Origin of the sequence: Nonomuraea sp. NPDC026600 (assembly GCF_040638335.1) — a bacterium.
Taxonomy (GTDB): Bacteria; Actinomycetota; Actinomycetes; order Streptosporangiales; family Streptosporangiaceae; genus Nonomuraea.
Genome location: NZ_JBEZYD010000004.1, coordinates 194772 through 217892, shown reverse-complemented (window position 1 = coordinate 217892; position 23121 = coordinate 194772). Strand labels below are relative to the sequence as shown.

The following is a 23121-nucleotide window of genomic DNA, read 5'->3' as shown; positions in this document are numbered from 1 at the left end:
ACCATATTCCCATATGCCACGCTGATGCACAGGAATCCGCCCGGCAACAGCTGTGTATTATTAATAAAATACGAAATAATATTGTTTGACAGGAGTGGCACGTGAAGCGAGTGCATTTCGGCGCCGACTACAACCCCGAGCAGTGGTCGCCGGAAGTGTGGCGCGAGGACGTCCGTCTCATGCGCGAGGCGGGGGTCACCATCGTCACGCTCGGCGTCTTCTCCTGGGCCCTCGTCGAGCCCGAGCCGGGGGCCTACGACTTCGCCTGGCTGGACGAGGTCATGGACCTGCTCGGCGACGCGGGCATCGAGGTCAGCCTGGCCACGGGCACCGCGTCACCGCCTGCCTGGCTGTCGCGCCTGCACCCCGAGACACTGCCGGTCTCCCGCGACGGCGTGCGCCTGTCGCCCGGCTCCCGCCAGCACTACTGCCCCAGCTCGCCCGTCTACCGCGAGGCGGCCGCGGGCCTGGCCGTACAGCTCGCCAAGAGGTACGGCGAGCACCCCGCGCTGGCCATCTGGCACGTCGGCAACGAGTACGGCTGCCACATCCAGGAGTGCTACTGCGACGTCTCCGCCGAGGACTTCCGGGCCTGGCTGCGCGAGCGCTACGGCGACCTAGACGCGCTCAACGCCGCCTGGTCCACCACGTTCTGGAGCCAGCGGTTCACCGACTGGGCCGACGTGCTGCCGCCCCGCACGACCCCGACGCTGCGTAATCCCGCGCAGGAGCTCGACCACCGCCGCTTCAGCTCCGACGCGCTGCTGGCCTGCTACCGGGCTGAGCGGGAAGTGCTCCGGGAACTGACCCCCGACGTGCCGATCACCACGAACATCATGGGCATGTGGGAGCCGGTCGCCGACTACGCCTCCTGGGCGGCCGACTTCGACGTCGTGGCGCTCGACATCTATCCCGAGCCGAAGGACCCCGGCGCGCACATCGACGCGGCCTTCTTCCACGACCAGATGCGCTCGCTGGGCGGCGGCCGGCCGTACCTGATGATGGAGACCGCGACCAGCGCGGTCAGCTACCGCCCGCCGAACCGGCCGAAGCGGGACGGGCTCAACCGGTTGTGGAGCCACCAGGCGGTCGCGCGCGGCGCCGACGCGGTCATGTACTTCCAGTGGCGGGCCTCGGCGGGCGGCGCGGAGAAGTTCCACTCCGCGATCGTCTCGCACGGCGGTGCGGACAACCGGATCTTCCGCGAGGTGGCCGGGCTGGGCGCCGAGCTGGCGGCGCTGTCCGGCGTCGCGGGCTCGCGGGTGCGCGCCGACGTGGCGATCGTGCACGACTACGCCAACTGGTGGGCGCTGGAGCTGGACGCCAGGCCGGGCGAGCTGAAGATCCCCGAGCGGGTACGCGCCCACTACGCGCCGCTCTGGCGGGAGAACGTCACGGTGGACGTGGTGACCCCCGAGGCGGACCTGTCGTCGTACAAGCTGGTCGTCGTGCCGAACCTCTACCTGTGCACCGACGCGGCGGCCGCCAACCTCCGCGGTTACGTCGAGGGCGGCGGGCACCTGCTGATGTCGTTCTTCAGCGGGATCGTCGACGCGTGCGACCGCGTCCGGCTGGGCGGGTACCCGGGCGCCTTCCGGGAGCTGCTCGGGCTGCGGGTGGCGGAGTTCTGGCCGCTCAGCGAGGGCGAGATCGTGGGTCTGACCTCGGGCGGGGGCGCCGACCTCTGGGCCGACCACGTCGTGTCAGAGGGCGCCGAGGTCCTGGCCGCCTACACCGACGGCCCGTTGCCCGGGTCGCCGGCCATCACCAGGCACGCCTTCGGCCTGGGCACCGCCACCTACCTCGGCACGCGCCCCGACGAGCGGGCCATGCGCGAGCTCGTACGCGACACCCTACGGCTGGCGGCGGTCCCGCCCGTCCTGCCGGGGCTGCCCGACGAGGTGGAGGCCGTACGGCGCGGGCGGCACCTGTTCCTGCTCAACCACGGTGATCGTCCCGTGAGCGCCGCCGGGGTGGAGTTGGCTCCCCGCGACGTCGTCGTGGTGGCGGAATCATGAAGGACCCGGTGTGATGGCGGCGGCCTACAGCGGGCGCGGGCTCCACGGGCAGACGGTCGAGGCGATGGCCGCGATGATCTTCGGCGGCGAGTTCAGGGCGGGCGACAGCCTCGACGTCACCGCACTGCGGGAGCGGCTCGGCGTCAGCTCGACGGCGCTGCGCGAGGCGATCAAGGTCCTCACCGCCAAGGGGCTCATCGGGGCCCGGCCCAAGCTCGGCACCTACGTACGGCCGCGCGCCGACTGGAACCTCCTCGACGGCGACGTGATCCGGTGGAAGTCCGCCGGGCGCCCCGACCCGGGATTCCTGCGTGACCTGCACGAACTGCGCTCGATCGTCGAGCCCCCGGTCGCCCGGCTGGCCGCGCTGCGCCGTACCCCCGAGCAGCTCGACACTCTGGAGCGAGCGCTGGACGCGATGGCGTCCAGCGCCGACCCTGTCGCGGCCGACCTGGACTTCCACCGGGCGCTGCTCGCGGCGGGCGGCAACGAGCTGCTGATCCGCATGGAGGCCGTGATCGGCCGCGATGGGCTCGCCCACGGCTCCGGCGACGACCCCGTGCCCGGCCATCTGGCGGTGCTGACGGCCATCAGGCTGGCCGACGGCCAGGCCGCGGAGTCGGCGATGCGGGAACTGCTCGACAAGGCGTGGCGCGACGCGGTGCGAAGACGTTTCCAGTGAGGCCGGGCCCGGCGACGATCAGGCGCGGGCGGTCACCACGCTCGCCGAGGTCTCCGCGTGCACGCCGCCCGCGTCCGTGCAGTGGGCCAGGTTCGCGCGGACGGCGGCGTGGAGCGCGCGGCGATGGACGGCGATGTGCGGGCCGGCCGCCGAGAAGTCGAAGAGGCAGCAGAGGGCGTCCGGCCCGCCGGGGATGGTGACCGGCACGGTCCACTCGTGCAGTTCGACCTCGCCGAAGCCCGCCTCCGCCACCAGGGCGGCGACCTCGTCCCCGCCCAGCGACCAGGGCTCCTCGAACAACGCCGCCAGTCCGGAGTCCGGCAGGGTGCCGAGCGCGTCGTGCAGGGCGCGGAAGAGCGGGTTGCGCGACAGCGGCAGCCAGGTGGCGATGGCGATCCGCGCGCCGGGACGGGCGGCCCTGCGCATCTCGGCCACCGCGGCGCGCCGGTCCGGGACGAACTGGAGCACCTGCTGCATGGTGATGAGGTCGAACGCCTCGTCGGACACGTGCAGGGGAGCCGCGCCGCACCCGACGTACTGGATCGGGGCGCCGCTGACGGGCGGCTCCTCCCGCGCGAGCGCGAGCATGGCCGCGCTCGGGTCGGTGCCCACCACGGCCCCGCCGCCGCCCACGGCCGCCGCCATGACGCGGGCCACCGTGCCCGGCCCCGTGCCGATGTCGAGCGCCCTCGCCCCTTCGGCGGGGGCCAGCTCCTCGACCAGCCGGTACGCCCACGGGCGGAAGATCCCCGGCACGAGGATCTCCTGATAGGGGCGCACCTGGCGGGTGTCGGCGAACACCGGGTCCGGAGTGTCCCCGCCCCGGCGGGAGCCTCTCGCCTGTTCCAGGGCCGTGGCCAGGAGGTCGACCTCGTCGGGCGCGTTGTACAGGTAGAACGAGGCCCGGATGGCCGCCGGGATGCCGAAGCGGCTGCACGCGAGCTGGGCGCAGTGGTGGCCGGAGCGGACCGCGATCCCCGCCTCGTCCAGTGCCGTACGCACCTGCTGGAGCGGCAGGCCGTCCACCACGAAGGAGAGCAGCGGCAGCCGGTCGCTCGTGTCCGCCGGACCGATGAACCGGATGCCGGGCACCTCGCCGAGCCGGTCGAGCGCGTACTCGATCAGGGCCTGGTCGTGGGCGGCGACCGCGTCCATCCCGATCTCGGAGAGGAAGTCGCAGGCGGCCCCCAGGCCGACGGCCTGCGCCACCGGCGGCGTGCCGGCCTCGAACCTGAGCGGTGGAGCGGCGTAGTGCATGGCGTCCACGCTGACCGTCTCGACCATCTCGCCGCCGCCGAGGAAGGGCGGCAGCGCCTCCAGCAGCTCGTGCCTGCCCCACAGCACGCCGATCCCGGTGGGCCCGCACATCTTGTGCCCGGAGAACGTCACGAAGTCGGCCCCGAGCGCGGTGACGTCCACCCCCAGGTGGGGAACCGACTGTGCCGCGTCCACGACCAGCAGGGCGCCCACCTCGGCGGCGCGGGCCGCGATCGGCGCGATCGGGTTCACGGTGCCCAGGATGTTCGAGGCGTGCACGACCGCCACGACCTTGGTCCGCTCCGTGATCAGCTCGGTCAGGCCGGACAGGTCGAGGCGGCCGCCGTCGGTGATGCCCAGGTAGCCGACCTTCGCCCCCACGCGCTCGGCGAGCAGCCGCCAGGGGATGAGGTTGGAGTGGTGCTCCATCTCGGTCAGCACGATCTCGTCGCCGGGGCCCACCCGGAGCCGGCCGTCGCCCCACATCAGCGTGTTGGCGAGGAGGTTGACGGCCTCGGTGGCGTTCTTGGTGAAGACGATCTCCTCGGCGCGCGGGGCGTTGACGAAGGCCGCCACCTTGCGCCGGGCGCCCTCGTACAGCTCGGTCGCCTCCACGGCCAGGCGGTAGACGCCACGGTGCACGTTGGCGTTGGCGCGCGTGTAGTAGTGGTTGAGGGCGTCGAGCACCACGGCCGGTTTCTGCGTGGTGGCGGCGCTGTCGAGGTAGACGGGTGGACGGGAGCCGTCAGCGGCTGTCTCGAAGAACGGGAATGCCTTCCGCATCGACTCGACGTCGATCGCCATCGTGGTCTCCTCCTGCCGAACGGTGTCGCGGCAGTGTCACCCCGGCCGGGCCGCCCGGATCCAACTGGAGTTGCGCGACGACGGCCCACGATGTTCCTCATAAGATAGCCGTGTTCTCCCCGGCGCCCACCGGCAGAAAGTGGCCGCCATTTCTGGCCGTCGGCGGTCGTCGAATTCCTCGCCTAACCTGGCGGCATGGCCAGCGATTTCTTGGTCGACGGCGGGCGAATCATGGCCATGCGCCGCTCGCGCGGCCTTTCCCGGCGGATTCTGGCGAATCTCGTGGGCTGCAGCGAGGAATGGCTCCGGCTCGTCGAAAAAGGCGCCCGGCCATTGGACCGATTATCCACCGTCATGCGAATCGCCGACGTGCTCCGCGTCAATGACCTTTCCGAACTGGTCGGCGGCCCCATAACGCTGCCCGCCACGGGCGACCACGGTGAATACGATGAGATCAGTCAGGCGCTGCTGTTCCCCCGGCTGTGCGCCGACGAGGTGGCCGAGAGCGTGCACCGGGTCCACCGCCACGTGTCGTCGGCGTGGGAGATCTGGCAGCGCTCGCCCAGGCGCTACACCGAGCTGCATCGCCGCCTGCCGGCCCTGCTGCTGATGGCCGAGACGTCGGCGCGGCTCGCGAAGGCCGCGGACCAGGAGGCGGGCGCCGCCAACCTCGCCCAGGTCTACCGGCTGTTCGCGACGCTGCTGCGCAGCTCCGGCCGGCACCCCCTCGCCCTGCTGGCCGCCGACCGCGCCGTGGCCGCCGCGACCGCCGATCTCCTCCTGCCCGCGGTCACGCGGGCCGAACTGGCCGAAGTCCTCATCCACCTGGGCCGGTACGCCGACGCCCGCCGGTTGTGCCTGGCCGCGACCGAGCTGACGGCCGACCCCTCGACCACCGGCACCTGCTACCTGACGGCGGCGCTGGCCACCGCCGAGGAGAACGACCTCCTCCAGACCGAGGAACTGCTGAACCGCGCACGGAAGATCGGTGACCGGCTCGGCGCTGGGCGCGCGGACTTCCTGACCGAGGTGGACCTGCACACGGTGGTGGTGGCGGTACGGATGGGACGGTACCGGCAGGCCATCCGGCTGGCGGCGGACATCGACGCCGCCCGCCTGTTCGCGAAAGACCGGCAGGCCCGCTATTTCCTGTCACTGGCCACCGCGCACACCATGGACCGCGATCCGGAAGCCGCCACCGCCATGCTCAGGAAAGTGGTGGAGACCTGTCCCGAGGAGCTCAAGTACAGCCCGGGGGCCGGCCGGGTGGTGCAACAACTGCGGCTGCTCGACTGCGAGACGACCCGCGGTGAGCTGCGGGAGATCGCCCGGCTCACCGCGTGATGGTGCGCGGTCGTAGCCGCCCGCCGCTTCCGTCATTTGCCGCAAATTGTGACACGGGTTCCGCTGACCGGGCCGCGGTGCTATCACTGCGGTACAAGGTCATGTCCCCGAGGGGGATCAGTGGAGTTTCGACTGCTCGGTCCCGTCGAAGCCTGGGACGGTGGACGCTGCCTGCCGCTGGGCGGTCCGAAACCCCGTGCCCTCCTGGCCGCCCTGCTGCTGGCCGCCGGGAAGGTGGTCTCCAGCGAACGCCTGGTCGACGTGCTGTGGGGCGACGATCCGCCGAAGAGCGCCCACGCGCTCGTCCAGACGTACGTCTACGGCCTGCGGCGGACGCTCGCCGAAGGCGGCGGTTCGGAGGTGATCGAGACCCGGCTGTCCGGCTACGCCGCGCTGTTCCAGCCGGGGCGGCTCGACGTGGAGTCGTTCGAGCAACTGGTCGCCGACGGCCGCCTGCACGCGGCGGACGGCGACCACGAGCGCGCGGCGGAGAGCCTGCGCGCGGCGCTGTCGCTGTGGCGGGGATCGGCGCTCGGCGGGATCGGGCACGTGCTGCGCGGCGAGGCCGCGCGGCTGGACGAGACGCGGTTGCTCGTCCTGGAAGAGCGCCTCGACGCCGAGCTGGCGCTGGGCAGGCAGGCCGAGGCGGTCGGCGAGCTCACCGAGCTGGTCCGGGCCCATCCCGCCCGCGAACGCCCGCGCGCCCAGCTCATGAAGGCCCTGTACCGGCTGGGCCGCCAGGCCGACGCGTTGACCGTCTACCACGAGGGGCGGCAGGCGCTCGCCGACGAGCTGGGCGTGAACCCCGGCACGGAGCTCCAGGACCGGTACGAGGCCGTGCTGCGCGCGGATCCCGCCCTGGACTCCGCGCCGCCCGCGTCGCCGCCGAGGCGGTCCGGACCCGGGGCGGTCCCCGCGCATCTGCCGCGCGGCGTCGCCGACTTCACCGGCCGGGAGAAGCCGCTCGCCGAGCTGGCCGCCCTGCTCGGCGCCGCCAGCGACACGCTGACGGTGTGCGTCATCTCCGGCAAGGGCGGGGTGGGCAAGTCGACGCTCGCGGTGAAGGTCGCCCACCAGGTGACCCCGGCCTACCCCGACGGCCAGCTCTACGCCGATCTGCGCGGCGGCACCGGCTCGCCCGCGCCCGCCCTGGAGGTGCTCGGACGTTTCCTGCGGGCGCTCGGCCTGCCGCCCGCCGCCATCCCGGAGACCGTGCCCGAGTGCGTCGACGCCTACCGCAGCGCCGTGTCCGGCAAGCGACTGCTCGTGGTGCTCGACGACGCCGGCACCGAGCAGCAGGTACGCCCCCTGCTGCCGGGCAGCCCCACCTGCGCCGTACTGATCACGGCCAGGCGCAGGCTCGCGGGCCTGGACGGGGTGCGGGTGAACGACCTCGACGTCTTCGACACCGAGGCGGGCGTGGACCTGCTGGCCCGCATCGCCGGTTCCGCGCGTGTCCACGACGAGCACGAGGCGGCCGAGCGCATCGTCCGGCTCTGCGGCCACCTGCCGCTCGCGCTACGCACGGCGGGCGCGCGGCTGGCCGCCCGCCCGCACTGGCCGCTCGCCACGCTCGCCCTGCGCCTGGCCGACGAGCGCCGCCGCCTGGACGAGCTCACCGCCGGCGATCTGGAGGTACGGGCCAGCGTCGGGCTGAGCTACCGGGGGCTCGACGACGCGGCGAAGCGGGCGTTCCGCCTGCTCGGGCTGTTGGGCGTGCCCGATTTCGCGTCCTGGGTGATGGCGGCCCTGCTGGACGTGCCCGAGGCGGTGGCCGAGGGGGTCGTCGACCGCCTGCTGGACGCCCAGCTCCTCGACCACGTCGCCGTGGACGCGGTGGGCCAGACCCGCTACCGACTGCATGACCTCCTGCGCGTGTACGCGGCCGAGCGGGCCGAGATGGAGGACCCGCCCGAGGAGCGCGCGGCGGCGGTGACCCGCGTCCTGGGCGGATGGCTGTGGCTGATCACGCGTGCCGCCGCCGCCCGGCCCTCGGGCGCGCTGGCTCTGCGGCCCGAGTACACCACGGCCAGGCCCGTCGACGCGGACATCCCCGATGAAGCGGCCGGCGACTGGTTCAACGCGGAGAGCCCGGCCCTCGTCGTCGCCGTCGAACGGGCCGCCGCCATGAACCTGCACGAGGTGGCCTGCGAGGTGGCCGCCGCCCTGTGCTCCTCGTCGTTCTGGTTGGACGCCCGCTTCGAGGAGTGGCGGCGTACCCACGAGGCGGCGCTGGAGGCGGCCCGGCGCGCGGGCGACCCGCTGGCGGAGGCCACCCTGCTGGTGGGGCTCGGCCAGCTCCGCTACCGGCAGGACCGCTACCCGGAGGCGCACGGGTTCTTTCGGCAGGCGCTTCCGCTGCTGCGCGCGGGCGGCGACAGCCACGGGCAGGCGGTGGCCATCACCGGCATCGGCACCACCTGCCGCGAACAGGGCGACCTGGCCGAGTCCTTGGTACACCTGCGCCAGGCGGGCGACACCTTCCGCGAGCTCGGCGACGACGCCGGGATCGGGCACGTCAACCGGCTGGCCGGATCGGTGCTGCTCGAACAGGGCGAGTTCGCCACCGCGCACGCGCTGCTCGACGACGCGCTGGCCGCCTTCCGCCGACTGGGCAGCGGGCGCGGTGAGGGCCTCACGCTGCGGTCCATCGGGCTGGTCCATCGGGCCGTCGGCGAGCTCGACCAGGCGGAGGCGCTGTCCGCGCGGGCCGTCGTCCTGCTGCGCGAGGCCGGCGACCCGCTCATGGCCGCGTACGCCGTGCAGGCCCTGGCCAAAACCCGGATCCGGCTCGGCGGCGACACCGGGATCCTGCCCGAGCTCCTCGACGCGCTGCGGGTGTGCGAGCGGCACGGCGACCGGTTCGGTGTTGCGCTCGTCGAGCGGACCGTCGGCGAGCTGCACCTGGCCCGTGGCCGGTACGCCCTGGCCGAGGAGCATCTGTGCCGGGCGGCCGAGGCGTGGGACCGGCTCGACCTGCCGCTGTTCCGCGCGCGCACCCTGCGCGACCTGGCCGCCGTGCGCGCGGCGACCGGGGACGGGCCGTCCGCGGCTTCCCTGCGGGCCGAGGCCGCCGCCGTCTTCGCCAAGTTCGGCACCCGCGAGTATGGCGAGCTGGGATGTTCTCGGAACTAGTGCGTTTTTGTAGTGGATCTGTAGAGCTCTCGGCGAACGTTCTCCTTGCCTGCCCGGCCAACATGAGGAGAACACCGTGCTGGACATCATCCTCATGTCCGACCCACGGGTCGGCGAGATGCCCGTCGAGGATCGAGGAGAGCCGCTGGTGGACCTTCGCACCGTGCCCGACCTGCGGCTGGACGGGCGCATGGCCGATCAGGAAGGCGCGTACGCGCACATCCGCCAGGGCCACGTCCCACGCCTCCTGCACGCCCAGAGCCGGCTCCCCCCGGGGCTGCGCCTGCTCATCGTGGAGGCGTACCGGCCGCCCGAGCTGCAGGAGCGGTATTTCCGGCGCTACGCGGCCACGCTGAGCGAGGCCAACCCGGACTGGCCGCCGGAGCACGTCTACGTGCAGGCCAGCCGCTCCCTGGCCCCGCCGCACATCGGCCCGCACGTCTGCGGCGCGGCGGTGGACCTCACTCTGTGCACCACGGACGGCACAGAGCTGGACATGGGTACGGAGGTGAACGCCGGCCCGGAGGAGAGCGACGACGCCTGCTACACGGCGGCGACCAACATCTCCCACCAGGCCACCACCAACCGGGACATCCTCGGTGACGCCCTGTCCGAGGCCGGTTTCGTGAACTATCCAACGGAATGGTGGCACTGGTCGTACGGCGATCGCTACTGGGCCCTGGCCACCGGCGCACCCGCGGCCCTGCACGCCCAGCTCGCCTGGCCGCTCACCTGACCGTGACCGGGGGCAGGCCGAGGCCGCCGTCGCTCGCTGCGGGGCGACGGCGGCCTCGACCTTCATAACCAATCGTGCTGGTAAGCAGACGTATCATCTCTTGGACTTCTGGTTCGTTCTGCCGCAGGGTGGGGGCATGACGACTTTCGTGCTTGTTCCCGGCTCCTGTCACGGCGCCTGGTGTTTCGAACCGCTGGCGCGCCGACTCCGGCAGCACGGCCATGAGGCGTACCCGATCACGCTGACCGGCGTGGGGGCCAGGAAGCACCTGCTCAACGCGTCGGTCAACCTCGACACGCATGTCGAGGACGTGGTGAATCTCCTGGAGGACGAGCAGATCACCGACGCCGTGCTGGTCGGGCACAGCTACGCCGGAATGGTGATCACCGGGGCCGCCGATCGCGTCCCCGAACGCGTCGAGGGCTTGGTCTACATCGATGCCTTCGTCCCCGGGGACGGGGACTCCTGCTGGACCCTGGCCTCGGCCGGCACGCGAGAGTGGCTTCTCAGCGACGTCGGCACGAACGGCTACACGACGCCGCCGCTGCCGTTCTTCGATCCGCGAGCCACACCGCACCCGCTGGCGTCCCTCCTCCAATCGATCCGCCTGCGCGGCGGCCTCGGCCGGTTCCGGCGCAAGGAGTACGTGTACGCGACCCTGTCGGAAGGGGAATCGCCGTTCAAGGCCACCTATGAGCAGGTGCTCGACGATCCCTCGTGGCAGGTGCACGCCCTGGTGTCCAAGCACAACGTGATGCGGGACGCGCCCGACGAACTGCTGAAGATCCTCCTGGCCACGGACGTCTAGTCCCGCCTGATCAGGGCGTAGGAGACGAGGCGGTCGATCTCCTCAAAACCGGCGGCGTCGAAGACGCTCCAGGCCGGATGCTCGTCGGACGATCCGTCGTCGGCGTACAGGACCGCCTCCTTCGCGCCGTGCTCGTGGAGCAGCGCGAGAGCCTCCGCCAGAAGTGCCCGCTCGAGGACGTCGTCGGTGTGGGTGGTGTCCGTTCCGAACCACCACACGACGCCGGTCCCATCCCGCGGCGTCTCGACGACGACCTCGGCGGCCAGCTCGTGGCCCAGGATCTTGAGCAACCAGCCGGGCGGGGAAGCACTGCCGATCACGGCGACCGGCGAGCCCGCGGGCGGCGGGCAGGAGGCGGGCAGCACACGACGCAGGTACTGCCACGAATCCCGGGAGGAGAACCCGGCCTGCTCCATGACCCTGCGCGTCACCGCGCGACGACTCGACGGAAGAGCCGCCAGGCCAAGGCCCAAGGCGGACACGAAGGCGTGTACGGCCGGGCTGCCCTCCAGACCGCGTAGCGCGTGGCCGAGGAGCGTCTCGATGACGGGCCGGCTCTCGCGTCCGTGCAACCAGAGGATCACCCCGGCGCCGTCCGTACGGCGGACCGCGTAGGACACCGCGCCCATCACGTCGCCGCTCGCGTCCACCATCACCTGCGTGCATGGCGGTTCGAGATCGGTCCAGGGCAGCGGGTCGCGGCCGGAGGTGCCGGCGACGGCGTCGCCGAGTATCCGGAGAGAGCAGGCCGGCCGGCCCGGGAGGCAGTCGGCGTCGATCAGCGCCAGCACCGCCGCCTGGTCGGCGCTCTCATAGGGGCGCACCGTGGTGGCCGCCGCGGTCTCGACGGGAGTCCGGCCGCGGGCGAGGATCTCCGCCGCGGACAGGCTGTTGCCGGTACGCGCGGCCGTCCGCATCGCCGAGGTGGCCGCCCACGTGCTGGATTCCGGCGGGATCACCAGCAGCAGGAAGTCATCCTGGCTGCCGCGAACCACCCTGACCGTGTCGACCGCTCCCGGCAGGCCGCTGATCCGGAGGAACCTGCCCATGACGAACAGATGGCTGGGCACGTGCTCCCAGGCGGTCAGATCCAGCCGGATCCGCAGGATCGGGCCGAGGCCGGCATCGAGCGCCTGGACGAGGCCGGGCAGCTCGCGCCGGAGGTCGTGCGACCGCGGCCACCACGCGCCGTCCAGCGCGCCGTCGCGGGTCAGCGTCGGCTCCAGGCGGATCCGGGCGCTCGACGGCGGCCGAAGATCGATGGATGCGGATGATCTGTTGTGGTGTGACATCGGACGTGCCGCCTGTCTCCGGCCCCCGGAGAGCCGGTTGTGCCCGGGGCGACGCCGACGCGGTAGCCGACATGCGAAATGTCCTAGGTAATCCCAGACTACGCCTGCCCGGGACGGACGGACTTCCCGCTGGTGGGAGCCGGGGAAGCGGGTGAGTCACTGCCCGCCCGTGCGGGTTTGTCCGGGTGCGCCGGTGGTGCCGCATCCGGTCCACGGGGGAGCTCAGGCGGAGAGTCCCGGAAGAGCTCGGGCACCGCCCGATACAGGATCGCGGCGGTCGGCACGGCCACGACCGCGCCCGCGATCCCGGCCAGGATGCCGCCGACGGCCAGCACGATGATGATCGCCAGCGGGTGGAAGTGCAGCGCCCGGCCGACGATCAGCGGCTGGAGCACGTGGTTCTCCAACTGCTGCTCCAAGACCAGGATGCCGAGGAAGATCAGCGCGTAGATCGGGCCCTTGGCGCCGAGCGTCACCAGTGTCGCGACGGCTCCGGCGAAGAGGATGCCGACGATCGGGATGAAACTGGCCAGGAAGATCAGCACGGCGAGCGCCGCCCAGAGCGGGACGCCCATGACCGCCAGCACGATGCCCATGAGGACGCCGTGCACCGCCGCCACGGCCACGGTGCCCTGGACGTAGTGCGACAGCGTGACCCAGGCGGTCCGCCCGGCTCGATCGACTCGGGGCGCGACCGTGCCGAACGCCTTGAGGAACCAGGCCCAGATCCCTTCGCCATCCTTGAGCAGGAAGAACGTCACGAAGAGCAGCAGGACGATCGAGGCCAGCACCTCGAGCAGCACGACGGTGCCCGCGAGCACCGTCGTGGTGATCTGCCGCTGCTGCGCGGTGACCAGGTCGGCGATGTCGTCGACCCATTTGCTGAGCTGGTACGGCTGCAGATGCAGCGGGCCGGTGTAGAGCCAGCCCTCCACCGTCTTGGCGGTCTGCTGCACCTGCTTCACCAGGCCGGGGAACTCCTCGTTGGCGCGTACCCCGATGATCCAGCCGGTCCCGCTCAGTACGGCGAACGCGACGAGCATGGTGACCCACGTGGCATAGATCGCGCGCAGCCCGGCCGCGCGCAGCCGCCTGGTGAGGGGGAACAGCAGCGCGGTCAGCAGCAGCGAGACCGCGACCGGCAGGGCGACGATGCGCATCGTCGCCACGATGCCGAACACGTAGTTGGCCACGACACCGATGAAGATCAAGCAGGCGCTCCACGCGGCCATCTTGGCCAGCGTGGGCGGCACCAGCCCCCAGAGGGGTTCTTGATCCGGCTTCACACCTTCAGACTCTCATCTCTGGTCCTGATAGGCACGGTTCACGTCCGCCCAGTAAGGTGCGGCCGAGACAACGGGATGTGCGTTGACCCGGCCTTTCCCCTTCGCGTTCGCGGAGGGCAGACTGAAGATCGCGCGTTTTCCGGCGATTCCGCCTGCGACCAGCACGAAACGGTACGGTGAGCAACCTCAAGTGACACGACAGCGGCGGGCGGCGGCCTGGAAGCGGGCGAGAAGCCGTCATGGCTGGCTGGATCACCTGGTCCGGGCCGTGGTCCGCTACGACGAGACGGACGCCGGCCGGTTGTCGGCCGCGCTCACGTACTACGCCTTCTTCGCCACCTTCGCGCTGGCGCTGCTGGGGTTCGCGATTCTCGGTCGTTTTCTGGACTACGCGCCGGTACTGCTCGCGGTGCAGCACTACCTGAGCGAGAACTTTCCGCGGCTGGACGTCCAGGCGTTGATCGACGCGCGCGGGACGGCCGGGTTGGTGGCGTTCGTCGCGCTGCCGCTGACGGGCCTGTTCTGGATGGACACCCTGCGCTCGGCCAGCAGGGCGATCTGGCGGCTGGAGCAGTATCCGGGACACTTCCTCCTGCGCCAGTTCATCGACCTGTGCGTGGTGGCCGGGCTCGGGCTGCTGCTCCTGCTGTCGGTCGGCCTCGCCTTCGCCGCCGAGTGGCTGCTGAGCTGGCTGGCCGTGCACACCGTGGGCACGGACGCCGTCTCGGCGCAGTGGGTGCTGTCCGCGGCCGCGTTCGTCATCGGTCTCGGGGTCAACACCCTGCTGGCCATGGCGTTGCTGACCGCCCCGGCACGGCTGCACCTGCCGCTGCGCAGGGTGATCGGCCCCGCGCTCGTCATCACCATCGGCCTGGAGGTGCTCAAGACCCTCGGGCAGGTCTACCTCAACCTGACGGCGGCCAACCCCGCCTACCAGGTCGTCGCCGGCGCCGTGGGGATGCTGGTGTTTCTCAAGATTCTCAATCAGCTCATCCTGTTCGCCGTCGCTCTGGCGGCCACCAGCACCACAGGACGGGTCAAGGACCTGGCCTCTTAGCAGATCGATGCACCTGCGCTACTGCCGGCTGCCTCGGGCCCGGTACGCCCGGAAGTAGTCGATCGTGAACTCTTTGGGATAGCGGCCCGACGGTGCCCCCGTCTCGTCGCGGAACTCGTAGATGCCGAGCATGAACTGCATCGGATAGTTCGGTGACTGCCGGACCGTCTTGACCGGCCGGCCGTCGACGAAGAACGTCACCTGCTCGGGAGTCCACTCGGCGGCGTAGACATGGAATTGCCCGGCGTCCAGCGGAAGAGTCTCGGCCGAGAACTCTTCGGCGATGCGCGGATCGCTGAACGGGTGCACCCCCATCCCGATCTTGACACTGTCCGGCCCCACGTCCCGTCCGAAGATCTCGCAGACGCAGATCTCGGCCGAGCGGTCCGGCTGGTCCTCGTATCCGATCATCCACAGCGCGGCCATGGTGTTCGGGTCGTCGCTCACCTTGGCCCGCAGCTCGAACAGCCCATACTGGGGCGTGTATCCCCTCGTGTTGTGCTGCTCCTCTCGGACGACCGCTTGCGGGTTGAACCGGTGCTGGCCGACCGGGCTGCCGACAGGGCCGGCGAACACGCCGGTCTGCATCGATGAGACCCGAGTCTGGCCATCGAACTCCGGGCACCAGGGCGGCTGGTCTTCGGTGATCTGCAACCGCAGGAGACCGCCGCCGGTCTCGTACCTGGCGGCGGAGGCCGCGCGACTACTCCAGTGCGGCAGGTGGTGGGGAATCCAGGCCCCCGCCTCGAAGGAATTTTCGAACTCTAGTTCGTATCCAACTTTTTCCGTCTTCACACAGTGAGCATGCCTCGTTTCCTTGCCCCATTTGAGGGGAGAGGGGAGTCCACGGTCAGGAAGAGGGAAGGAGAACCCATGCGCTTAGGATCGATAGTGGTGATCCTTTGGCTGGTGGTCGGCGCCTTCGCGGCGGCCCAGCGCGACTACTACACAAAACCGATCGATGACTGCAACCGGGTGGCCACGATCGCCGTGACGATTCTGGCGGGTCCCCTCAACTATCTCGGCATGAACCCGAAGATCGCTTGTCAGACCCCCCAGCCCAGCAAGTGACGCCTGCTGACGATTCCCCAGACGTTCTACAGTGATAGGACGCTGGTCGGTATCGGCGCCGCCCGGCTTGGGAAGAGGTGGCGGCCATGGAGCTGCGCCAACTGCGCTATTTCGTGACGCTTGCCGAGGAACTGCATTTCGGCCGGGCGGCGGCCCGGGAGCACATCGTGCAGTCCGCGCTGAGCCAGCAGGTGCAGCGGCTGGAGCGTGAGTTAGGAGTGCGGCTGCTGGACCGCAGCACCCACCACGTCGACCTGACCGCCGCGGGCGCCGCGTTCCTCGTCGAGGCGCGCCAGATCCTCGACCACGTGAACAGGGCCAAGCAGGCCGCCCGCAACGCCGCCGCGCCGTCGCCGACGCTTCGCGTGGGCATCATCGACGCCGCCTACGACTCCATGCCCCAGATCCTGCGCGAGGTCCAGCGCGGCCATCCGGATCTCACGATCCACCAGGTCGAAGCGGGCACCCCCGAGCAGTATCGGCAACTGGCCGACGGGCGCCTGGACATCGGCATCGGACGTGCCTCCCGGACCCCGCCCGGCGTGGCCACCGAACTGATCCGGCTCGATCCGCTCGGCGTGCTGGTGCCCGACGACCACCGCTTCGCCGGCCGCGACGCCGTACCCGTCACGGCCCTCGCCGATGAGCTCCTGCTGCTCGGCGAGGAGAGCCAGACGCCGGAGCTCAACCAGTTCGTCATCGAGCTGTGCCGGTCGGCCGGATTCGCGCCCACGGTCTACGAGGGGACGGTCGAGAGCACCCGGGCCGCCGCCGACCTCGTCCTCCAGCACCGCTGTGTGCACTGCATCCCCTCCTCCTCCCTTACGTCCAGCCGGCCGGGCACCACCTGGCGGCCGCTGGCCGAACCCGTCACGCACTACCCCTGGTCACTCCTGTGGCGCGAGGCGAACCCCTCTCGCCACCTGGCCGCCGTCATCGACAGCGCCCGGCGACTCGCCGAGCGGCTCGGGTGGCTGCGACCTGTGGCGGGGGTTCCGGCAGCGCATTCCGGTCAGCGACCGCCGACGCTCTGAGACCGGTTCACCGGTCAGACCCGGCGGTTGGCATCCTCGAGGAAGTGCAGGACGGCGGTGACGCGCCGGTCCGCCCGGTCGGTGGGCGCCAGGTCGAGCTTGGCGAAGATGCTGCGGATGTGCTTGTGTACGGCGCCATCGGTGACGAAGAGCCGTTCGGCGATGGCCGCGTTGCCCAGACCTTCGGCCATCAGGGCCAGCACGTCGCGCTCGCGAGGGCTCAGGCGGTCCAGCCGGGTGTCGGGCCGGGTGCGCACGAGTAACTGCGCCACGACATCCGGATCAATGGCCGTACCGCCGTCCGCCACCCGGTGCAGCGCGCTCAGGAACTCATCGACCCGCCCGACCCGCTCCTTCAGCAGGTACCCGAGGCGGGAGCTGCCGTGGGAGAGCAGCTCGGTGGCGAACGCCTGCTCGACGTAGGCGGACAGCACGAGCACGGCCAGGTCCGGCTGGCGTCGCCTGGCCTCGACGGCGGCGACGATCCCCTCGTCGGTGTGGGTCGGCGGCATCCGTACGTCGACGATCGCGACATCCGGTTTGTGGACGCCGATGGCCTCCAGGAAGCCGTTGGGGTCGCCGGCGGTGGCCACGACGTCGAGCGACTCCGCGCGCAGCAGCAGCGCGAGCCCTTCGCGCAGCAGCGCGTCGTCCTCCGCGATCACGATCCGCATGGCAGGCTCACAGTCACGGTGGTGGGTCCCCCAGGAGGGCTGTTCAGCATGAATGTCCCATCGTGCGCTTCGGTACGGCGGCGGATGCCGACGAACCCGGATCCGTTGCCTTCGTCCGCCCCGCCCTGGCCGTCGTCGCTGATCCGCAGGTGGAGCCGGTCGTCATGGAGGCGGGCCGCGACGGTGGCGTGCCCGGCCCGGCTGTGCTTGGCGATGTTCGTAAGCGTCTCGGCCACCACGAAGTAGGCCGTCGCCTCGACGGAAGAGGCGCACCGGACGGGGAGGTCGGCGTCGATCCGGCAGGGCACCGGGCAGGCCGTGGCCAGTCCGGTGAGGGCGTCGGCGAGGCTGCGGTCGGTCAGTACCGGCGGCAGGATGCTGCGGACGACCCCGCGGAGCTCGGCGAGCGCCTGCTCGGCGGCGTCCTGCGCGCGTTCGAGGATGGCCTCGGCGGTGGACGGATCGCGGGTCAGCGCCCGGCGCGCCGCGCCGAGCAGGACGTTGACGGCGACGATCCGGTTCTGCGTCCCGTCGTGCAGCGACCGTTCGATGCGCCGCAGCTCGGCGGAGTGGGCGTCGAGCGCGGCGGCGCGGGTCGCGGTGAGTTGGACGACCCGCAGCGCGAGGTCGGTGCCGGAGACCGGCGCCAGGAGTCGCCGGCCGGGCCAGGCCTGCAGCCACGCCATGCCCGGGGTGACCGTTCCGGTGACGACGATCCAGCCCAGGCCCAGCAGGGCGACGCCGAGGGCGGTGGGCCAGTCATGCACGGTCCAGAGCCCCCAGGTCTGCGCCGACACCTCTTCCGGTGGCAAAAACTGCCAGTACACCGGGAAAAGGGTGCACTCCACCACGTAGATGGGCAGCGAGATGGCCAACCCGCCGAGGACCACTCCGAGAAGGGGATAGGCGGTCACCCAGCCCACTTCCCGGCGTACGGCCGAGTCGGCGAGGGCGGCGCGCAGCCCGTGCGGTATCGGCGCCGGGCCGACGACCTCCGGACCCCAGCGGGACAGCCGCCCGCGTTCCCGGTCGGCGACGGCACGCACCACGCGCAGCGTGACGGGCGCCAGCAGCAGGCCCACACCGATGAGGCAGGTCAGCGCGGTGGCGATCACCAATACGAGTGCGACGACCGCCAGGACCGCGGTGCCGAGCCCGCCGACGAGGTGTTCCAGCGCGTCGAGCATGGCTCGGGCGCGGGCCAAGGCGAACGCGTCCCATCCACGGGCCGCCCGCCGGCCGGCCGTAGAGTCGTTGGTCGACATGCGGCACCTCCTGAGCCCAGGACAATAAGGCATTACCCGGGCGGTCGACAGATCGTCGGCCAAGGAGTACAGCCTGCTATACCTCGCCTGTCTCGCTGGTGGGATCGTCACCGGCGGTGATCGCTCGTAGCTTCGATTAACGACAGCCCATCGAGTGAGGAGCACACCATGTCCGAGTCGTCCAGTTCGGTCCAGCCCGCCGGCGCTCAGCGCGGGATGCCGCGTCCCGTGCTGTGGCTCCTGCTCGTGATCAGCGCGGTGCTCAACATCGTGACCTCGAACATCGGCATCAACATCTTCATCGGCATCGGATTCGGGCTGGCCACCCTCGCGTGCGCCGCCGCCCTGGTCGTCGACCACTACCGGCACCGGCGCCCATGAGCGTGCCGAACGGCCCGGGCGATCAGCGTCGCCCGGGCCGCGCCGGTGGTCGTCAGCCGAGTTCGTAGAGAGCCTGGCCGCTGCTGTCGGTGCCTCCGTAGGCGGACGCGTCCACCAGGGTGCCGTTGGCCTTGACCCACTCGGTCACCGACGAGCTTCTGCCGTCGGTGATCAGGATGTACTTGAGTGTGCCGGCGGCGACGTACCCCTTGAGCTTGGCGACGGTCATGGCCGGGTCGCTGCCGGTGAAGCCGCCCATGGCGATGACGGCCTTGCCGCTGGACAGGATGATCGAGGACGCGCTCTGCGCGCTGTCGACGGCCACCAGCCAGGTGGCGTCGCCCTGGTTGGCTTCCAGGTACTTGATCAGCTGAGTGGTCACCTGTCCACCACCGGGCCGGCCGGTTCGGGGCTTCTCGGCCGTACCTTGGTCGGCCGTACGTTGCTGGGTGCCGCCGGGCCGGCCGCCCATCCCGCCCATCCCGCCGCTGCCGGCCGGGCCCGCGGTCGGGTTGGTGCCCTGGACGGCCGAGGTCAGGGGGGTCACCGCGTACGCCGCCGGTCCGGCGAGACCGCCGAACAACCCCGCGACCAGGGCCACGGCGGCCAGCCGCTTGGCGCCGAACGCGACCGCCAGGAGCCCGAGCACCGCCACCGCCGTCGCGCCGGCGACCAGCCAGGGCAGCCACGACACGAAGTCGGTGGTACGGCGGAGCACCACGAAGGACCAGCCACCGGTGACGGCGATGCCGAGCGGCAGCGCCCACCTCCAGGCGGCGGACCGCCGGAAGGCGTGCCACATCAGCACCGCGCCGAGCCCGGTGAGAGCGGCGATCGCGGGAGCCATGGCGGTGGCGTAGTAGGGGTGGAAGCCGCCTTCCGAGAAGCTGAACACCACGAAGTGAATCGCCAGCCAGCCACCCCACAGCAGCAGCGCGGCCCGGAGCGGATCGGTCCGCGGCCGACGGCCGACCAAGGCGACCCCCACGGCCAAGGCGAGGGCCGCGAACGGGATCAGCCAGGAGATCTGCCCGGCCATCGTGTCGTTGAACAGCCGGGTGGCCCCGGCCTCGCCGCCGAAGTTGGCGCCGCCGCCGCTGCCACTGCCACTCGCACCGAAGATCCGGCCGAGGCCGTTGTAGCCGACGACCAGGTCCCAGACGGTGTTGTCCGAGCTGCCGCCGATGTACGGCCGGCTGCCCGACGGCCACAGATCGACGATCGCCATCCACCAGCCGCTGGAGACGACGAGAACCGCTCCGGCCGCGAGCAGCCGCCCGATCCGCCGCAGCGGCCGGCCCGGGGCGGCCATCAGGTAGACGGCCGCGAAGGCGGGCAGCACCAGGTACGCCTGGAGCATCTTGGTATTGAACGCCAGGCCGACCAGCAGCGCCGTGACCAGCAACGTACGCGTCCGGCCGGTACGGATCGCCTCCAGGCAGAACCAGGCCGCCGCGACCAGCAGCAGCACCAGGATCGTGTCGGGGTTGTTGTCCCGGTTGATGGCCACCGTGATCGGCGTGAGCGTCATCACCAGGGCCGCGATCAGCGCCGCGACGTGGGCCAGATGCCCCGCCCCGTCGCCGATCGGCCTGGCGGTGAGCGTACGTCGTACCGCCGAATGGACCAGGCCCACGGCGGCGACGCCCGCGATGGCCTGGGGGAGCAGCATGCTCCACGTTCCGAACCCGAAGAGGCGGGCCGACAGCCCCATCACCCACAGTGCGAGTGGCGGCTTGTCGACGGTGATGTACGAACCGGCGTCGAGGGCCCCGAAGAAGAAGGCCTTCCAGCTCTGGGTGCCGGAGTAGATCGCGGCGGAGTAGTAGTCGTTGGCGTAGCCGTTCTGGCCGAGCGCCCAGGTGTAGAGGACGGCGGCCAGGGCGAGCACACCCCACATCGCGGGACGTGCCCACCGCGGGTCGCCCCGGTGGTCGGCCGGGGCGCCACTGGTCGGGCGCTCCAGCAACTGTGCGGTCATCGTGCTCATGACGCCTACCATCGACGGCGCCCCTTGAACCGCGGTGAGGCGACCATTAAGCCTCAGTGAGAAGACCCGACGAGCCCGGCCGTGCCGGGACGCGTCAGCGCGTACTGGAGATCAGGGCGAGCGCCGCGCCCAGCAGCGCGATCACGGGAGCCGCCGCGGGGAGCAGGTGCAGGGTCACCGTGGCGGCGCCCGCGCCGAGCGCCAGGGCGAGGAGTACGGTCACCAGCTCGGGAATGTGCGGCGGCCCGGTGCCGGGAGTGAGGTGCCGGGAGATCGAGCTGGTCAGCGCGCCGGTGATGAACGTCGTCGAGCCGATGAAGGTGTGCAGGCGGTGGGTCACCGCGCTCTGGATGCCCATGGCGAGGGCGGCGGTCGCGATCACCGGCAGGCGCGGGCCGGACAGGGCCCAGGCGAGAGCCAGCGCGATCAGCAGGCCCAGCTCGGCGCCCAGGGCCAGCCTGGTACGGGCGGTCCAGCCGGTGGTCGAGACGGTGAACCGGAACGTGGCGACCAGGCCGCAGATGAACGCGGTCAGTGCCACCACCGAGCCCAGGGCCTCGGAGAACCGGCCGTGACCGGCTGACACGCCGAGCAGGACCAGGTTGCCGGTCATGTTCGAGGTGAAGACCCGGCCCAGGGCGAGAAAGGTGAAGGCGTCCATGGCGCCCGAGGCCAGCGCCAGGCTCAGGACGGGCAGGCGGTTGCTGGCCGACATCCTCCTATGCTCGGCCGCACGCGTGGCCTGCTGGGGGAGGCGCGCTCGGGGTTACTGAGGATGGGCGGGCGTGTTCGGGGGCTTCAGCCAGTCGGGGGTGCGCCACTGCTGGACGTTCGCGCGGGTGCACGGGCGCAGTGACACCGACTGCTCGGCAGGCTCCAACTGCAGGCACAGGCCGCTGGTGACGTGCTGGACCTCCCAGTAGTGCCATCGGTTGTACGCCGAGCGGTAATTGAAGCGCCAGAGCTGGCCGACGGAGCCGGAGCAGGGCTCGCGGGCCGGGCGTCGCTGATCCGGTGGGCCGGCGGCGGTCAGGCAGCCGCCCATGCTCGTGATCGCGTACTCGCCCTGGGCATTCCGTCGGTAGCCGAACGCCTGGTTGACGCCGCCATGGCAGCCCCAGATGGTCAGGTCCGCGGTGCCCGTGGCGTCCAGGCACCGGCCGTTCTCCGCGCTGGCCAGCGAGCTGCCGAGGTCGGGCGGACGGGCGGTGACCAGCCAGCGCTGGCCGGGCCGGTCGGCGGCGCAGGCCAGCAGGATCAGCGGGGTGCCCAGGTCGGTGGAGCCCTGGTTGGGCTCGGCGCACAGGTTTCCCTGGGGGAAGGCGATGGTGATCGCGTGGTCGCCGGTGAGCCGCCAGAGCTGGTCGTCGGAGTCGTCGCAGGCCGCCTCGGTGAGGAAGATCCCCTCGGTGATGCGGCGGGCCTCCGGGGTCAGGCAGCGCTCGCTCAGGCGGTTGCGGATCCGGTAGAGGAAGGCGTCATCGCGCTTGACCGGTTCGAGGTCCCACCGCTGGGCCTCGCCGGGGAGCGTGTTGACGGCCGAGCCGCCCAGCCTGGCGTGCGGGGGAGCGGTGGTCGAGGTGTTGACGACCAGGGGCTTGCCGGGCGCGTACAGGGAGAGGATCGACACGTTCGAGCGCTTGAGCGAGTCGGGGACGTGGGTGTCGACGTACACCAGGAAGGCCGCGGTCGCGAACGCGACCGACACCACGATGCCGACGATCAGCTTGGTGCGGCGGGCGGGCCGGGCTGGCCGGGGATCGGCCAGCCTGCGGTAGGACTGGAGCCACTTGTCTGCTGCGGCGTCCGGCACGTCGTGCACCAGGAGGAAGGCGCGGATGACCGGCTCGGCGCGCTCGGCGTCGCTCAGCCAGCCGGCGCTCGGCTTGGTGACCTTCTCCAGGTCGGCCCGGTCGAAGGCGAGCCCCCGCCGGGCGGCGCGCGCCTGGAGCTCGGCGAACTTGGGTGTGCTCGCCTCCCTGCGCAGGTCCTTGAGCAGCCGCTTGAACGTGGGCAGGTCGTGCGCGGTGAACGGATCGGTCGCGGTCGCCGTCCGGTTGGCCCAGCGTGACTGCAGGAAGCCGCCCAGCGGCGGGAGCACGGCGGCCAGGCAGGCGAACAGGATCGCGGGCAGGATGTGCGCCGGGTTGAGCTCGGGCTGCCCGTCGGTGGCGAAGTTGACGTAGATCCCGGCCAGCACGGTGAAGACCGCGCTGAGCACGGCCACCGCGCCGATCACCAGGGCGAGTTCGCGTGGGGGGTTGCGCATCTGCTCCGTCCGGCACCT

The 23121-nt window shown here is 71.3% G+C and carries 19 protein-coding genes; 10 read left to right on the top strand and 9 right to left on the bottom strand.

Features of this window, described 5'->3' with window-relative positions:
• The first annotated feature begins 101 nt into the window (after positions 1 to 101).
• Both AB0F17_RS11220 and AB0F17_RS11215 read left to right on the top strand, forming a co-directional pair.
• Positions 102 to 2018, top strand: a complete 1917-nt coding sequence (locus tag AB0F17_RS11220) for a beta-galactosidase (protein WP_358019875.1) — start codon at positions 102 to 104, stop codon at positions 2016 to 2018.
• 13 nt (positions 2019 to 2031) lie between these two features.
• Positions 2032 to 2700, top strand: a complete 669-nt coding sequence (locus AB0F17_RS11215; protein ID WP_358019872.1) for an FCD domain-containing protein — start codon at positions 2032 to 2034, stop codon at positions 2698 to 2700.
• 18 nt (positions 2701 to 2718) lie between these two features.
• On the opposite strand, the gene AB0F17_RS11210 is transcribed toward AB0F17_RS11215, so the two are convergent.
• Positions 2719 to 4761, bottom strand: coding sequence for a SufS family cysteine desulfurase (locus AB0F17_RS11210; RefSeq protein ID WP_358019869.1), 2043 nt, complete (start codon positions 4759 to 4761; stop codon positions 2719 to 2721).
• Between the two features lie 195 nt (positions 4762 to 4956).
• Here AB0F17_RS11210 and AB0F17_RS11205 point away from each other — a divergent pair, with 195 nt between their 5' ends.
• From AB0F17_RS11205 to AB0F17_RS11190, 4 genes are all read left to right on the top strand, one after another.
• Positions 4957 to 6105 (top strand): helix-turn-helix transcriptional regulator, encoded by a 1149-nt coding sequence (locus AB0F17_RS11205; RefSeq protein WP_358019866.1) that lies wholly within the window; start codon positions 4957 to 4959, stop codon positions 6103 to 6105.
• A 120-nt stretch (positions 6106 to 6225) separates the two neighbouring features.
• Positions 6226 to 9240: a BTAD domain-containing putative transcriptional regulator gene (locus AB0F17_RS11200; protein ID WP_358019863.1), complete on the top strand. Its 3015-nt coding sequence runs from the start codon at positions 6226 to 6228 to the stop codon at positions 9238 to 9240.
• 76 nt (positions 9241 to 9316) lie between these two features.
• Positions 9317 to 9976, top strand: a complete 660-nt coding sequence (locus tag AB0F17_RS11195) for a M15 family metallopeptidase (protein WP_358019860.1) — start codon at positions 9317 to 9319, stop codon at positions 9974 to 9976.
• Positions 9977 to 10112: 136 nt separating this feature from the next.
• Positions 10113 to 10784 (top strand): alpha/beta hydrolase, encoded by a 672-nt coding sequence (locus tag AB0F17_RS11190; protein ID WP_358019857.1) that lies wholly within the window; start codon positions 10113 to 10115, stop codon positions 10782 to 10784.
• Here the strand turns inward: AB0F17_RS11190 and AB0F17_RS11185 are convergent.
• Both AB0F17_RS11185 and AB0F17_RS11180 read right to left on the bottom strand, forming a co-directional pair.
• The gene (locus tag AB0F17_RS11185; RefSeq protein ID WP_358019855.1) at positions 10781 to 12076 is read right to left on the bottom strand and encodes a DUF5994 family protein; all 1296 of its coding nucleotides are present in this window, start codon (positions 12074 to 12076) and stop codon (positions 10781 to 10783) included. The two genes, AB0F17_RS11190 and AB0F17_RS11185, sit on opposite strands and share 4 nt — an antisense overlap.
• A 98-nt stretch (positions 12077 to 12174) precedes the next feature.
• Complete coding sequence (locus AB0F17_RS11180; RefSeq protein WP_358019852.1) at positions 12175 to 13362, bottom strand: AI-2E family transporter; 1188 nt, start codon at positions 13360 to 13362, stop codon at positions 12175 to 12177.
• A gap of 190 nt (positions 13363 to 13552) precedes the next feature.
• On the opposite strand from AB0F17_RS11180, the gene AB0F17_RS11175 reads away from it, so the two are divergent.
• Positions 13553 to 14419, top strand: coding sequence for a YihY/virulence factor BrkB family protein (locus AB0F17_RS11175; protein ID WP_358019849.1), 867 nt, complete (start codon positions 13553 to 13555; stop codon positions 14417 to 14419).
• An 18-nt stretch (positions 14420 to 14437) separates the two neighbouring features.
• Here the strand turns inward: AB0F17_RS11175 and AB0F17_RS11170 are convergent, their stop codons facing one another.
• Positions 14438 to 15214, bottom strand: coding sequence for a glycoside hydrolase family 16 protein (locus AB0F17_RS11170; RefSeq protein WP_358019846.1), 777 nt, complete (start codon positions 15212 to 15214; stop codon positions 14438 to 14440).
• Between the two features lie 78 nt (positions 15215 to 15292).
• Between AB0F17_RS11170 and AB0F17_RS11165 the strand changes: the two genes are divergently transcribed.
• Both AB0F17_RS11165 and AB0F17_RS11160 read left to right on the top strand, forming a co-directional pair.
• Complete coding sequence (locus AB0F17_RS11165; protein ID WP_214640824.1) at positions 15293 to 15490, top strand: hypothetical protein; 198 nt, start codon at positions 15293 to 15295, stop codon at positions 15488 to 15490.
• 86 nt (positions 15491 to 15576) lie between these two features.
• A complete protein-coding gene (locus AB0F17_RS11160; protein WP_358019843.1) occupies positions 15577 to 16524 on the top strand; it encodes a LysR family transcriptional regulator in 948 nt (315 codons plus the stop codon).
• 14 nt (positions 16525 to 16538) lie between these two features.
• On the opposite strand, the gene AB0F17_RS11155 is transcribed toward AB0F17_RS11160, so the two are convergent.
• Both AB0F17_RS11155 and AB0F17_RS11150 read right to left on the bottom strand, forming a co-directional pair.
• The gene (locus AB0F17_RS11155; RefSeq protein WP_358019840.1) at positions 16539 to 17198 is read right to left on the bottom strand and encodes a response regulator transcription factor; all 660 of its coding nucleotides are present in this window, start codon (positions 17196 to 17198) and stop codon (positions 16539 to 16541) included.
• A complete protein-coding gene (locus tag AB0F17_RS11150) occupies positions 17186 to 18463 on the bottom strand; it encodes a sensor domain-containing protein (RefSeq protein WP_358019837.1) in 1278 nt (425 codons plus the stop codon). Before AB0F17_RS11150 ends, AB0F17_RS11155 begins: the two co-directional genes overlap by 13 nt.
• A gap of 168 nt (positions 18464 to 18631) precedes the next feature.
• On the opposite strand from AB0F17_RS11150, the gene AB0F17_RS11145 reads away from it, so the two are divergent.
• Positions 18632 to 18844 (top strand): hypothetical protein, encoded by a 213-nt coding sequence (locus tag AB0F17_RS11145; protein WP_214640819.1) that lies wholly within the window; start codon positions 18632 to 18634, stop codon positions 18842 to 18844.
• 52 nt (positions 18845 to 18896) lie between these two features.
• Here the strand turns inward: AB0F17_RS11145 and AB0F17_RS11140 are convergent, their stop codons facing one another.
• The 3 genes from AB0F17_RS11140 to AB0F17_RS11130 all read right to left on the bottom strand — a co-directional run bounded on the left by AB0F17_RS11140 (position 18897) and on the right by AB0F17_RS11130 (position 23103).
• Positions 18897 to 20834, bottom strand: a complete 1938-nt coding sequence (locus AB0F17_RS11140; RefSeq protein WP_358019834.1) for a glycosyltransferase family 39 protein — start codon at positions 20832 to 20834, stop codon at positions 18897 to 18899.
• Between the two features lie 94 nt (positions 20835 to 20928).
• Positions 20929 to 21549: a YoaK family protein gene (locus AB0F17_RS11135; RefSeq protein WP_358019831.1), complete on the bottom strand. Its 621-nt coding sequence runs from the start codon at positions 21547 to 21549 to the stop codon at positions 20929 to 20931.
• A gap of 51 nt (positions 21550 to 21600) precedes the next feature.
• Complete coding sequence (locus tag AB0F17_RS11130; RefSeq protein WP_358019828.1) at positions 21601 to 23103, bottom strand: ricin-type beta-trefoil lectin domain protein; 1503 nt, start codon at positions 23101 to 23103, stop codon at positions 21601 to 21603.
• Between the last annotated feature and the right edge of the window lie 18 nt (positions 23104 to 23121).

Bases quoted from the DNA above. Each gene is read 5' to 3' on its own strand.
- AB0F17_RS11160 (WP_358019843.1), top strand. From the start codon at position 15,577: ATGGAGCTGCGCCAACTGCGCTATTTCGTGACGCTTGCCGAGGAACTG.
- AB0F17_RS11150 (WP_358019837.1), bottom strand. From the start codon at position 18,463: ATGTCGACCAACGACTCTACGGCCGGCCGGCGGGCGGCCCGTGGATGG.
- AB0F17_RS11215 (WP_358019872.1), top strand. From the start codon at position 2,032: ATGGCGGCGGCCTACAGCGGGCGCGGGCTCCACGGGCAGACGGTCGAG.
- AB0F17_RS11130 (WP_358019828.1), bottom strand. From the start codon at position 23,103: ATGCGCAACCCCCCACGCGAACTCGCCCTGGTGATCGGCGCGGTGGCC.
- AB0F17_RS11145 (WP_214640819.1), top strand. From the start codon at position 18,632: ATGTCCGAGTCGTCCAGTTCGGTCCAGCCCGCCGGCGCTCAGCGCGGG.
- AB0F17_RS11140 (WP_358019834.1), bottom strand. From the start codon at position 20,834: ATGAGCACGATGACCGCACAGTTGCTGGAGCGCCCGACCAGTGGCGCC.
- AB0F17_RS11190 (WP_358019857.1), top strand. From the start codon at position 10,113: ATGACGACTTTCGTGCTTGTTCCCGGCTCCTGTCACGGCGCCTGGTGT.
- AB0F17_RS11155 (WP_358019840.1), bottom strand. From the start codon at position 17,198: ATGCGGATCGTGATCGCGGAGGACGACGCGCTGCTGCGCGAAGGGCTC.
- AB0F17_RS11165 (WP_214640824.1), top strand. From the start codon at position 15,293: ATGCGCTTAGGATCGATAGTGGTGATCCTTTGGCTGGTGGTCGGCGCC.
- AB0F17_RS11205 (WP_358019866.1), top strand. From the start codon at position 4,957: ATGGCCAGCGATTTCTTGGTCGACGGCGGGCGAATCATGGCCATGCGC.
- AB0F17_RS11135 (WP_358019831.1), bottom strand. From the start codon at position 21,549: ATGTCGGCCAGCAACCGCCTGCCCGTCCTGAGCCTGGCGCTGGCCTCG.
- AB0F17_RS11210 (WP_358019869.1), bottom strand. From the start codon at position 4,761: ATGGCGATCGACGTCGAGTCGATGCGGAAGGCATTCCCGTTCTTCGAG.
- AB0F17_RS11185 (WP_358019855.1), bottom strand. From the start codon at position 12,076: ATGTCACACCACAACAGATCATCCGCATCCATCGATCTTCGGCCGCCG.